Here is a 12410-nt window from a genome sequence, read left to right as displayed (position 1 = left end):
AGCGAGGCAGACAGACTGGAGGAGACAAAAATGTCCGGCGCTGCATACGTTGTATTCGACGGCGATAATGACGGTTGGGCTTACCGCTACATGAATGGCTGGAAAGCGAACCGGAACATCGACTTTTCATACCAGAACGCTCATGATTTGGACACGATGACTAGTCGCGCTCAAAACGAGCAGTATGTTAAGTCTAAGCTCAAAGAGAGAATGATGCAGTCTGCAGCCGTTGTTGTGCTGGTCGGCGAAAAGACTAAGAATTTGTATAAATTTGTTCGATGGGAATTGGAGTTGGCACTGGCGCTCGGGCTGCCGATAATAGCTGCCAACTTAAACAAGAAAAATGGGCAGGATGACGCACAATGCCCTGCAATCATTCGGGACAAGGGCTGCGTCGTACATATTCCTTACACACTTGAAGCGCTTAAATTCACGATGGCCAATTGGCCAATTGAATTTAGAAGATTGAGCAAGGCTGAAATCAACGGTGGATGGAGGTATTACTCAAGATTCGACTGAATGATGCTGTTTGTCTAAGTTAAGCTTGCCGAACAACGGGTTCTTGACGATACCGCCGCATAAAGCTCCAGATGCGGATGTGGCTCGTCAGTGCGTGGAAAAAATGTCATTCTCGGCTTTTTTCACGAATAGCTTTTGCGACTGCCTTGTAGCGAGTGGGGAGTGTCCGCGTTCCCGAGCTACAGGAGTGTGAAGTTTTTTGCCTCTGCCGCGAATGACCGCAAGACGGGCTGCGATCGCGGCATCGTGGAAGTAAAGCGAAGGTCCGGTTTGGGCCGTATTTGGCAAGGCACACTCTGGCCGGTCGAGATCCGCTCCCACACAAAAAAAGGCCCCGGATCGCTCCGGGGCCCTTTGTGTCGCCCGTGGCCCCCTGTCTCAGCCGAGGTCGCTGGGGAGGAGGGCGTCGGGCATGTTCTGGTAGCAGACCGGCCGCAGGAAGCGGCGGATGGAGAGGGTGCCGACGGAGGTCGCGCCGAAGTTCGTGGAGGCCGGGTAGGGGCCGCCGTGGACCATGGCGTCGGCCACTTCGACCCCGGTGGGGAAGCCGTTCACCAGGATGCGGCCTGCCTTGCGCTCCAGCACGGGCATCAGGCGCTTGCCGAGCGCGGTGTCGCCGTCGTCCATGTGCAGCGTCGCGGTAAGCTGGCCTTCGAAGCCCTTGGCCAGGGTCTCCATCTCGTCGGGGCCGGTGACGCGCACCACGAGGCCGAGCGGGCCGAAGACCTCTTCGCCCAGGGCGTGGTCCTGCAGGTAGTCGGAGGCGTCGGTCTCGTAGAGGTTGGGCAGCGCGTTGCGGCCTTCGCTGTCGGTGACCAGCACCGGGCGCACGGCGTTGCGGCCGTCGAACCGCTTCTTGCCGTCCTTGTAGGCCTGCGCGATGCCGTCGGTCAGCATGCACTGGCTGCTGGCGCCCTTCAGCGCCTCGGCTGCGGCCTGCACGAAGGCGTCGCCCTCGGGGCCTGCCTCGACCACGGCGATGCCGGGGTTGGTGCAGAACTGGCCCGCGCCCATGGTCAGCGACCCGGCCCAGCCTTCACCGATCTGCGCGCCGCGGGCCTTGGCGGCCTCCGGCAGCAGGAACATCGGGTTTACGGAGCCGAGCTCGCCGAAGAAGGGGATCGGTTCGGGACGCTGGGCGCAGAGGTCGAAGAGCGCGCGACCGCCGCCGAGCGAGCCGGTGAAGCCCACGGCCTTGATCAGCGGATGCTGGACGAGGGACTGGCCCACGTCGCGCTTGCCGCCCTGGATCAGGGAGAACACGCCCTTGGGCATGCCGCATTTCTCGATGGCGGCGTGAATCGCCTCGGCCACGATCTCGCCGGTGCCGGGGTGGGCGGAGTGGCCCTTCACCACGACCGGGCAGCCCGCGGCCAGCGCGGCGGCGGTGTCGCCCCCGGCGGTGGAGAAGGCCAGCGGGAAATTCGAGGCGCCAAAGACGGCCACGGGGCCGATCGGGCGCTGCACCATCTTCAGGTCGGGGCGGGGCAGCGGCTGGCGGTCGGGCAGGGCCTCGTCATGGCGACGGTCGAGGTAGTCGCCCTTCTGGATGTGCGTGGCAAACAGCCGGAGCTGGCCGGTGGTGCGGCCGCGCTCGCCCTGGAGGCGTGCTTCGGGGAGGCCGGTTTCCTGCGTGCCGATCTCGGTGATCTGGTCGGCGCGGGCCTCGATCTCGTCCGCGATGGCGTTGAGGAAGGCGGCGCGTTCCTCGCGGGTGGTGTAGCCGTAGGTCCAGAAGGCTTCTTCCGCCGCCTCGCAGGCGCGGTCCACGAGGTCGGGCGTGCCGACGGCATAGGCATGGGCCGGGCCGTGGGCAGGTTCGGACTGGAACGTCTGGTCGGAGGCAATCCATTCGCCTGCGATCAGGTGCTTGCCGTGGGGGGTGAATGTGTCTTTGGGCATAGTTCTCTCCCTTTGTGGTCGGTGCCTCAGCCGGTCACTCCGATCGGCCATGGGGCAAATTCATCTGCGCCGACGCCTGCGGCTTCGCTTTTCGTGGCCTCGCCGGATGCGGTGGCGAGGATGCGGGCAAAGATCGTTTCACCCAGGGCGTCGAGCGTGGTGGCGCCATCAATCACGGTTCCGCAGTTGATGTCCATGTCGCCGAGCATCTTCGTGTACATCGGCGTGTTGGATGCCAGTTTGATCGTCGGTGCGGGGTAGGATCCGAAGCACGACCCCCGCCCGGTGGTGAAGGCGATCAGGTTGGCGCCGCCCGCGATCTGTCCGGTGGCGGCGACAGGGTCGTAACCGGGTGTGTCCATGAGGACAAGCCCGTGCGCGGTCACCGGCTCCGCGTAGCGGTAGACCGCCTGAATGCCGGAGGAGCCGCCTTTTTTCGCGCCGCCCAGCGCCTTTTCGATGACGTTGGCGAGCCCGCCCTGCATGTTTCCGGGGCCGACGACGCCCTGCATCTGCACGTCCTTGCCGTCGGTGTAGTCGAGCCACCACCTGATCCGGTCGAGGATGGCGCGGCCCGTGGCCTCGTCCTTTGCGCGGGCGGTCAGGGTGTGTTCGATGCCGTAGAGTTCGGGGAATTCCGACAGGATCGCGGTGCCGCCGTTGCGGGTCAGGAGGTCGACGGCGCGGCCGAGCGCGGGGTTGGCGGAGAGGCCGGAGAACCCGTCGGAGCCGCCGCATTGCAGGCCCACGGTGATGTGTTTGGCGGACTGCGGCGTGCGGGTGGCGGCGTTCGCTTCGGGCAGCATGGCGCGGATGGCGGCCTTGCCCTCGGCGATGGCGGCGGCGGTGCCGCCCACGTCCTGCATGCGGACGGTGTGCAGCATCTTGCCGCTTTCCAGCGCGGTGTCGCGGAAGAAGCGGTCTAGGTTGTTGCGTTCGCAGCCGAGCGAGACGACCAGCGCGCCCGCGACGTTGGGGTGACGGATGTAGCCCGCCAGCGTGCGGTGCAGGAGGTCCATCGCCTCGCCCGTGCCTTCCATGCCGCAGCCCTGCTGGTGGATGAAGGGCACGACGCCGTCGACGTTGGGAAAGTCCGCGAGCCGGTCTTCGTCGAAATGCGTGGCGACCTTGCGGGCGACGGTGGCGGCGCAGTTCACGGTGATGAAGACGCCGATGTAGTTGCGGGTGCCGACGCGGCCGTCGCCCCGTGCGTAGCCGAGGAAGGTGGCGCGCTGTTCCGGCGGCAGCAGGTCCGGGGCGCGGTAGTCCTGCGCAAAGCGGTAGTCCTTCTGCACCTCGTCCATCAGCACGTTGTGGGCGTGCAGGTAGGTGCCGGGCGGGCAGTCCTCGCCCGCAAAGCCGATGACCGTGGCGTATTTCAGCACCGGCGCGCCACGGGCGATGTGCCGGGTGGCGACCTTGTGGCCCGCGGGCACGTCCGAAAGCGCCACCAGACCGTCGCCCAGGTCGGTGCCCGCGGCGATGGCCACGCGCGCGACGGCGGTGTTGTCCTGCGCATCGAGGCGGATCAGGGGGCCGCGCACTGTGTGCGCCGGGCTGGCTGTCAGGGTATCGGTCATCGCCCGGTCTTCTGCCGCCAGTCCTCGTACTTCTGGCGGTTCTCGTCCTTGGTGCAGGGATAGAGGCCGATGATGGTCGCGCCGGCCTTTACCTGTTCCAGCGCGAAATCCTCGTAGGAGGTCATCTCGGTCGCCTCGGCGGCGATCTCGTCGGCGAGGTGCGCGGGGATGACGATCACGCTGTCGTCGTCGCCCACCATGATGTCGCCGGGAAAGACCGCGACGTTGCCGCAGCCAATGGGGCCGTTGATCTCGATCGCCTCGTTGTTGGTGAGGTTGGTGGGCGAGGAGGGGCGCTGGTGGTAGGCGCGCATCTCCAGCCCCGCGATGTTCATTGCGTCACGAAAGCCTCCGTCCGTCACGATGCCCGCGCCGCCGCGCATCATCAGCCGGGTGATGAGGATGTCCCCGGCGGAGGCCATGGAGGCGTCGCCGCGGCTGTCCATCACCAGCACGTGGCCCTCGGGGCAGGTTTCGACCGCGACGCGCTGCTTGTGGTCGGGGTTGCGGAAGACCTCGATCCCGTTGCGGTCCTCGCGGGCGGGGATGTAGCGCAGGGTGAAGGCGGGGCCGACCATGTTGCGTCCCTTCATCGCGACCGGGTGGACGTCCTGCAGCACCTGCTTCTTCAGCCCGCGCTTGAAGAGCGCGGTGGCCAGCGTCGCGACAGAGACCCGTTCGAGCTGCGCCTTGGTGTCGGGTTTGAGCGGAAAGTCGGTCATGCGGTGTCCTCAGATCAGGCCGTTGGCGGTCATGAAGGTTTCCAGCCGCTGGCGCTGGCTGTCGGAGAGCGGCCAGGCGGCGGGCGGGCGGGCGGCGCCGCAGTCCTCGCCCATCATCTGGAGCGCGGCCTTCACGCCGGGCACGTTGGCGCCGCCCTGTTCCTCGGCGCGGATGTCCTCGAACACCTGCATCCCGGCGATCAGGCTGCGCGCCTCGTCGTAGTCGCCGCCTTCGAGCGCGGTGTTGATCGCGACGGAGCGTTCCGGCCAGACGTTGATCAGCCCGGAGGTGAAGCCGCGCGCGCCCACGGCGTAGAAGGTGGGGGCCCAGACCTCGGCCAGGCCGCCGGTCCAGACGATGTCGTCCGGGCAGGCGGCGATGGCGGCCTTCAGCTTCATCGGGTTGGGGGTGGCCCATTTGACCCCGATCACCCCGTCGATCAGGCACATGGCGCGGATCGCCTCGGTGCCGATGGCGTCGTTGCGGAGGTAAAGCACGATGGGCAGGCCGTCGCCGGCCTCGCGCACCGCTTCGACGTAGTGGACGAGGCCACGGGGCGAGACGAAGGGATCGGGCGGCTGGTGGATCATCAGGGCGGAGGCCCCGGCAAGCCCCGACGCCTCGGCCAGCGCCTGCGCGTCGCGCACGCCGCGCCCGACACCTGCGACCATGGGCACGCGGTCGTCGATGTGTTGGCCCGCGGCATGGACCATGGCCTGCGCCTCTTCCAGCGTCAGGCCGTAGAACTCGCCGGTGTTGCCGTTGGCAGTCAGGACGTGAACGCCCGCCTCTATGGCGCGCTCGACGATGGGGCGTTGCAGGTCGGGGGCGATTTCGCCCGCCTCGTCGAAGGGGGTGACGAGGATGCCGGAAACGCCGGTCAGGCTCTTGTGGAGGTCAGATGGCATGGGGTTCTCCGTGAAGCCGGGCGGCGGTCCTTCGGCAGGATCGCGCGCCACAGGTGAAGAAATGGATGGGAGGAATGCGGGTCATGCCTGCCCTTTCCGGAGGGCGTTGAGGCACAGGAGCGCCAGAAGCGCAGGGCCCGCGATGTAGGGTAGGGCGCCCGGGTCTTCGAGCGCGCCGAAGCGGATCGCGATGCCGGTGAAGACGACCCAGACCGAAGCGATGAGCCAGAGCCCGGCCCGCAGGCCGCGCGGCGCGGGCCGCGCGGGTGTGCGGAAGAGGCGGACGAAGTGCACCGCGTTCCAGAACGCGATCCCCATCATCAGCGGGCAGAGGCCGACGTAAAGCGGCGACAGCATCAGGTCCCGGCGCGAGAGGCGGTCTGCGGTGAACATGTCCACGAGCACGCCGGTCAGCAGCACGCCGTAGAGCAGCGCCAGCGCCGCCAGCGCAAAGGCCGCCAGTGCGCCGAAGAGCACCGGACCGGGAAGGCCCTCCGGCCTGTCGTCTGCCGCCACCTCCGACACTCAGTTGATTTCCGGTTCCGGCACGGGGCCGCCGAATTCGCTGGTCAGGAAGTCGAAGTCGCAGCCCTTGTCGGCCTGTTCGACGTGCTTGGTGTAGACGTAGCCGTATCCCCGTTCGAAGCGCGGTTCGGGCGCGGTCCAGGCGGCGCGGCGTTCGGCCATCTCCGCGTCGGAGATCTGCACGTTGAGGCGCCGGTTCGGGATGTCCATCTCGATCATGTCGCCGGTGCGGATCAGGGCGAGCGGGCCGCCGACGAAGGCTTCGGGCGCGACGTGCAGGATGCAGGCCCCGTAGGAGGTGCCGGACATGCGCGCGTCGGACAGGCGGACCATGTCGCGGTGGCCCTGTTTGAGCAGCGCCTTGGGCATCGGGATCATGCCCCATTCCGGCATCCCCGGCCCGCCCTGCGGCCCGGCGTTCCTGAGGACCAGGACGTGGTCCGGGGTCATCGGGTAATTCTCGTCGTTGATGATCTCCTTCAGCTCCGCGTAGCTGTCGGCGACGATGCAGGGGCCGGTGTGCGTCTGGAACTTCGGGTCCATGGCGGCGGGCTTGATGACCGCGCCATCGGGGGCGAGGTTGCCGCGCAGCACGGCGAGCGAGCCTTCGTGGTAGAGCGGGTTGGACAGCGGGCGGATCACGTCGTCGTTGTAGTTCACCGCCGACTCGATGGTTTCGCCCAGCGTCTTGCCTGAGACGGTCATCACCGACAGGTCGAGCTTGTCGCCCAGTTCCTTCATCAGCGCCGGGAGGCCGCCGGCGTAGAAGAAGTCCTCCATCAGGTATTCCTTGCCCGAGGGGCGGATGTTGGCGATCACCGGGGTCGTCCTGCCGATCTCGTCGAGGTCGTCGAGCGTCAGCGGGATGCCCGCGCGGCGGGCCATGGCGATCATGTGGATGATGGCGTTGGTCGAGCAGCCGGTGGCCATGGCGACGGTGACGGCGTTGCGGGTGGAGGCCTCTGTCATGATCCTGTTCGGGGTCAAGTCCTCCCAGACCATGTCGACGATGCGGCGCCCGCAGGCCTTGGCCATGCGCTTGTGGCCCGCGTCAGGCGCGGGGATCGAGGAGGCGCCGGGCAGGGTCAGGCCCCAGCCGTCGGCGATGCTCATCATGGTGGAGGCGGTGCCCATGGTCATGCAGGTGCCGTAGCTGCGGGCGATGCCGCCCTGCACGCCCATCCACTCTTCCTTGCCGATGGTGCCGGCGCGGCGTTCGTCCCAGTATTTCCAGACATCCGTGCCGGAGCCGAGCTTCTGCCCGGCGTAGTTGCCGCGCAGCATGGCGCCCGCGGGCATGAAGATGAACGGCAAGCCCATGCTGACCGCGCCCATGACCAGCGCGGGCGTGGACTTGTCACAGCCGCCCAGCAGCACCGCCCCGTCGATTGGGTGGGAGCGCAGGGTTTCCTCCACCTCGAGCGCGCCCATGTTGCGGTAGAGCATGGAGGTGGGTTTCAGGAACTGTTCGGAGAACGAGTGCACCGGCATCTCGACCGGGTGGCCGCCCGCCTGCAGGATGCCCTGCTTCACGAACTCTGCCCGGTCGCGCAGGTGGTGGTGGCAGGGCGAGAGGTCGGACCATGTGTTGATGACGGCGATCACCGGCTTGCCGGTCCAGTCCTCGTCGTCCCAGCCCATCTGCATCGCGCGGGACCTGTGGCCCATGGAGCGCAGGTCGTCGGGCGCGAACCAGCGGGCGGAGCGGAGCTCTTCGGGGGACTTGCGGCGGTCGGTCATGGTCTTTCCTTACTGGTATTCGAAACTGGCGGCGCTGGCCGGGTCATTGCCGGCGGCGCGCGGCAGAAGGGTTTGGCACGGGGTCCGGAGGATGCTGCCCGGCACCACCATGCCATCTGCGGGGCTCGTGGTCACGTGGGCCCCGATGGGGTCTTGGGCGGGTTCTGCGAACGGTTCGTCCCCGGGCTTGGCGGCGTCCGGTCCGCGCCGGGGCCCGTGCGGGGGCGTCGGGTGCTCTGGCATCTCTTCCCCCTCCCACGGGCCGGCGTTCACGAAATCGGCTGTGCGGCACCGAACATGATGCCGATGATGACCGCCACCAGGACAAGCCCGAGGAGCCACGGCCAGATGCCGTAGCCGTCGATGTCTTCACGTGAGTCGCGTCCGATCATGGCTCTACCTCAGTTCAGGAGTTCGGGAAGGAAAAGGGCAATCTGCGGGAAGACCATCACCAGGACGAGGCCGATGATCTGCAGGCCGATGAAGGGCAGCACCGCGAGGAAGATCTCCTGCAGGGTCACGTCCTTCGGCGCCACCGACTTCAGCCAGAAGCAGGCCGGGCCGAAGGGCGGCGAGAGGAAGTAGATCTGGATGTTCATCACGAAGAGGATGCCGAACCAGATCTTGGCCTGGTCCTCGGTCAGGCCGAGTTCGGGGGCCAGCGTCATGACCACCGGGGCGAAGACAGGGACGGTGATCAGCACGATGGCGATCCATTCCATGAAGGTGCCGAGCACCATCAGGATCAGCATCATGACGATCACGGTGCCCATGGCCGACAACCCGAGGTCGAGGAACAGCGAGCGCATGAACTCTCCGCCGCCGACGAGGTTGAAGATGCCCACGAAGGAGACCGCGCCGAGGATCAGCCAGATGATCGTGCCGACGGTGGCCATGGTGCCCATGAGCGCGGCGGTCACCACCTCCCAGTTGAAGCGGTTGCGGATGGCGGCGATCACCATGGCGCCGATGCAGCCCACGGCGGCGGATTCGGTGACGGAGGCGATCCCGGCGTAGATCGACCCCATGACCGTGGCGATCAGCGCGATCGACAGGATCACGGCGGTCATCCGTTCGGAGGAGAGCTTCTGTTCGGTGCCGGTGATCTCGGCCACTTCCCGGGCGGTGGGCGCCATGGAGGGAGTGATGTTGACCCGGATCAGCACGTAGCCCGCGTAGAACACCGCCAGCATGATGCCGGGGATGGCGCCGGCCATGAACAGGTCGCCGATGCCGACCTCGGCCGAGAGGCCGTAGACGATCATGATGATCGACGGCGGGATCAGCGTGGCGAGGGCACCGGCGGCGCAGATCAGGCCGATGGTGATCTTGCGGTCGTAGCCCAGGCGGAACATCTGCGGCAGGGCGACGAGGCCCAGCATGACGATCTCGCCCCCCATGACGCCGGACATGGCGGCGAGGATCACGGCGACGACGGTGGTCTGCACGGCCACGCCGCCGCGCAGGTTGCCCGCGAAGATCGACATGGCGTCGAAGAGGTCCTCGGCGATGCCCGCCCGTTCGAGGATGGAGGCCATGAGCACGAAGAACGGCACCGCGACGAGGGAGTAGTGTTCCAGCAGGCCCACCGCGTTCGAGGACACGAGGAACAGCCCGCGCGGCCCGAAGAAGCCGATGGCCATGATGACCGACACGATCAGCGTGACGATGCCCAGCGGCATGCCGGTCATCATCAGCGCGATCAGCATGACCACCATGATGAGCGACACGGTGCCGAGGTCCATGGACCGCATGTCGAGCGCCTGCGACGGGTCGAGCGCCTTGCCGATCCCGGAGATGAAGCCCGAGAACATCTCGGCCGGGGCGAAGGCGAAGACCTCGGCCAGGAAGGCGGAGGCGAAGTAGAGGACGAAGTAGGCGGAGACGATCTTGACCAGCAGGCGCCCGAGGTCGGAGTTCAGGTGCCGGTGCAGGTTCATCATGAGCTGCGCGAGGTACATGAAGGCACCGATCACCATCAGCGACTTCATCATCATCGGCAGCGGGGAGTTGAAGGCGGACCCGGATTTCTCGACGCGTTCGATGCTGACATAGGCGCGGATCGGCGCGTCGGTCAGCAGCATGTAGAGCGCGAAGATCCCCACCAGCATGGCGAAGAGGTCGAGCCACCATTTCTGGCGCCGGGTGGTCAGCCCGTGGATGACGGTGATCGCGATGTGCCGCTTCTTCAGCGTGACGTATCCCGCTGACAGCATCCACGCGGCGGCAACCGTGGTCATCACGGTCTCGAACGCCCAGAAGGTCGGGTGGTTCAGCACGTAGCGCGAGAAGACCTCGTACAGCGTGGCAAGCGCCGCGACGAGGTAGAAGGAGGAGATGGCGATGCCGGTGATGTGGCTGGCATGGTCGACCACCGTGTAGTCGGACATCGGCAGGTCCCGCTCCTCCGCGTGGGCGAGGGGGTCCTGATCGGCGATTTCCAGATCGGTTTGGGCGATGGCGTCGTCGATGTTTCGGGTCACAGCGGGAGTCCTCCCTCGGGGCCGGGAAAAGAGGGCCGCGGACGGGCCCTAGAGGTGCTGCGGCGCCCCCTTGGCCGGGGGCGCCATCGGGTCTCTGCGGGAGTGCGTCAGAGCAGCCCGGCTTCCTTCATGAAGGCGATGTGCGCGTCGTAGACTTCCTGCGCGAGGTCGGAGCCCTTGGCGAAGTCTTCCCACGCTTGCTGTGCCACCTTGCGGAAGGCGTCGCGCTCTTCCTGCGGCCAGTCGATCACTTCCAGCTCGCCGGCGGCCTTGTCACGGGCGACAAGCTGGCGGTCGAGGCGGTCGAAGTGCTGGCGCAGTCCGTTGTAGGCGGCGAGATACCAGGTTTCGAGCGCGACCTGCTCCTGCTCGGACATCTCGTCCCAGACGGCCTGGGAGACGGTGAACTGCAGGATCGGGGTGGAGTGGATGCCCGGGAAGATCGGGTACTTGGCGATCTTGTGCATCCCGTTGGCGTCGTTGTTGGCATAGGCGGAGTTGTCCGCCGCGTCGATCACGCCCTTTTCGAGCGCGCCGTAGGTTTCGGAGCCGGACATGGACACGGGCGCTGCACCGACGCGCTTGAAGACGTCCGCCGCAAGCCCTTCGGGGGAGCGCACCTTGACGCCCTCGAAGTCCGCCACACCCCGGATCGGCACCTTGGAGACAAAGGCCTCACGCGCGTAGGCACCGCAGCCGACGACGTGCACGCCCTCGAAATGCGCGTCGAAGAGCTTCTGCAGCATCTCCTTGCCGCCGCCCTGCGCGCAGAACGCCTGGATCTGGTCGGCCGAGTCGTAGCCTGCGATCAGGTCGCCCATCAGCGCGAAGGCCGGGTCGACACCCGCGAAGTAGTTGATCGAGGTGAGGTCGCCGTCGAGGATCCCGACCGAGATCGCCTCGGCCGTCTCGCGGCGCGGCACCACGGCGTCGATCGGCAGAAGCTCCACCCCCAGCGATCCGCCGGTCATGGTTTCCAGCTTCGGCACCCATTCCTCGTTCAGGTAGGCGAGCGAGGCGTGGCTGGCGTTGGACGAGGTCTGGATCTTCAGCGTCTTGTCTGCGGCGCTTGCCGCCGTGGCCAGTGCCGCGACGGAGGCCGCAAGGACCGCCGCCTTTGACATGTTCTTCAGGATGTCGGTTTTCATTGAATTCCTCCCTAGGTGCAGTGCACGCGACGCGGCCCTCCTCGACCGGCGCTCACGAGCTGGTCAGACTAATATATTAGTTGAATTAGACGGTCAATCTTGATTGAATTGGCGAAGCGCCGATATTGAGTGGAGGCAAGGCCGCCACGGTGGCGCAATCGGAACGGACATGGCGATCATCGAACAGGCCTTCGGCGAACATGGAGAGAAGCACCCCGTCTCGGCGGCGGGCACCGTCTATGACGCGCTGCGCAAGAAGGTGGTGTCGCTGGATTATCCGCCGGGCACCGTCCTGTCGCGCACGGCCATCGCGCAGGAATACGGGGTCAGCCTGACGCCGGTGCGCGAGGCGCTGCAGCGGCTGGAGGAAGACGGGCTGGTCCGGATCATGCCGCAATCCGGCACGGTGGTGAAGCGCATCGACGTCGACCAGCTGCGCGAAACGCAGTTCCTGCGGGTCTCGGTGGAGACGGAGGTGGTGCGCAGGCTGGCGCTCGACCCCGATCCGGAGGTGATCTCACGCGCGCGGGCGATCATGAACATGCAGGAATCGCTGCACGGCGACACTACGCAGATGGGGCTGTTCAACGAGCTCGACCGCGCCTTTCACCGCACGCTGTTCGCGGGTGTCGGCATGACCAACCTGCAGCAGATCCTGATCCGCAGGCTGGGCCACCTGTTCCGCTGCCAGATGCTGGACCTGCCCTCCGAAGGCAAGATGGCCGACATCGTGGAGAAGCACTGGCGCATCCTGCACGGCATCGAGCAGGGCGACCCCGACGAGGCGATGGAGGCGATCCGCGTCCATCTGTCGGGGACGATCCGCCGGCTCGACATGCTCCGCGGGCAGTTTCCGGAGTTCTTTTCGAGCTGACGTCCCGC

General features: G+C 66.5%; 11 protein-coding genes. 2 read left to right on the top strand and 9 right to left on the bottom strand.

Annotated features, from left to right (window positions below; genetic code table 11):
* Positions 1-30: 30 nt before the first annotated feature.
* The gene (locus ACU0DV_RS11870; protein WP_446242637.1) at positions 31-519 is read left to right on the top strand and encodes a TIR domain-containing protein; all 489 of its coding nucleotides are present in this window, start codon (positions 31-33) and stop codon (positions 517-519) included.
* A 378-nt stretch (positions 520-897) separates the two neighbouring features.
* Here the strand turns inward: ACU0DV_RS11870 and ACU0DV_RS11865 are convergent, their stop codons facing one another.
* From ACU0DV_RS11865 to ACU0DV_RS11825, 9 genes are all read right to left on the bottom strand, one after another.
* Positions 898-2421: an aldehyde dehydrogenase (NADP(+)) gene (locus ACU0DV_RS11865; protein WP_283981366.1), complete on the bottom strand. Its 1524-nt coding sequence runs from the start codon at positions 2419-2421 to the stop codon at positions 898-900.
* Positions 2422-2447: 26 nt separating this feature from the next.
* Positions 2448-4001: a UxaA family hydrolase gene (locus tag ACU0DV_RS11860; protein ID WP_446242638.1), complete on the bottom strand. Its 1554-nt coding sequence runs from the start codon at positions 3999-4001 to the stop codon at positions 2448-2450.
* Positions 3998-4723: a ribonuclease activity regulator RraA gene (locus ACU0DV_RS11855; protein ID WP_446242639.1), complete on the bottom strand. Its 726-nt coding sequence runs from the start codon at positions 4721-4723 to the stop codon at positions 3998-4000. Before ACU0DV_RS11855 ends, ACU0DV_RS11860 begins: the two co-directional genes overlap by 4 nt.
* A 9-nt stretch (positions 4724-4732) precedes the next feature.
* The gene (locus tag ACU0DV_RS11850) at positions 4733-5632 is read right to left on the bottom strand and encodes a dihydrodipicolinate synthase family protein (RefSeq protein ID WP_370313111.1); all 900 of its coding nucleotides are present in this window, start codon (positions 5630-5632) and stop codon (positions 4733-4735) included.
* 81 nt (positions 5633-5713) lie between these two features.
* The gene (locus tag ACU0DV_RS11845) at positions 5714-6157 is read right to left on the bottom strand and encodes a hypothetical protein (RefSeq protein ID WP_446242640.1); all 444 of its coding nucleotides are present in this window, start codon (positions 6155-6157) and stop codon (positions 5714-5716) included.
* Positions 6158-7897, bottom strand: coding sequence for an L-arabinonate dehydratase (gene araD, locus ACU0DV_RS11840; protein ID WP_446242641.1), 1740 nt, complete (start codon positions 7895-7897; stop codon positions 6158-6160).
* Positions 7898-8166: 269 nt separating this feature from the next.
* Positions 8167-8289, bottom strand: coding sequence for a dihydroxy-acid dehydratase (locus tag ACU0DV_RS11835; protein WP_100929006.1), 123 nt, complete (start codon positions 8287-8289; stop codon positions 8167-8169).
* Positions 8290-8298: 9 nt separating this feature from the next.
* On the bottom strand, positions 8299-10380 hold the full coding sequence (locus tag ACU0DV_RS11830; protein ID WP_283981361.1) for a TRAP transporter large permease subunit: 2082 nt from the start codon (positions 10378-10380) through the stop codon (positions 8299-8301).
* Positions 10381-10487: 107 nt separating this feature from the next.
* A complete protein-coding gene (locus ACU0DV_RS11825) occupies positions 10488-11528 on the bottom strand; it encodes a TRAP transporter substrate-binding protein (protein WP_100929008.1) in 1041 nt (346 codons plus the stop codon).
* Between the two features lie 169 nt (positions 11529-11697).
* On the opposite strand from ACU0DV_RS11825, the gene ACU0DV_RS11820 reads away from it, so the two are divergent.
* Positions 11698-12402 carry a GntR family transcriptional regulator gene (locus ACU0DV_RS11820; protein WP_283981360.1) on the top strand — a complete coding sequence of 235 codons (705 nt, stop codon included), beginning with the start codon at positions 11698-11700 and terminating at the stop codon, positions 12400-12402.
* The last annotated feature ends 8 nt before the right edge of the window (positions 12403-12410 follow it).

The organism is Sagittula sp. (assembly GCF_052825245.1).
The sequence above is the reverse complement of the archived record's forward strand: the minus strand, read 5'-3'. Positions and strand labels throughout refer to the sequence as shown.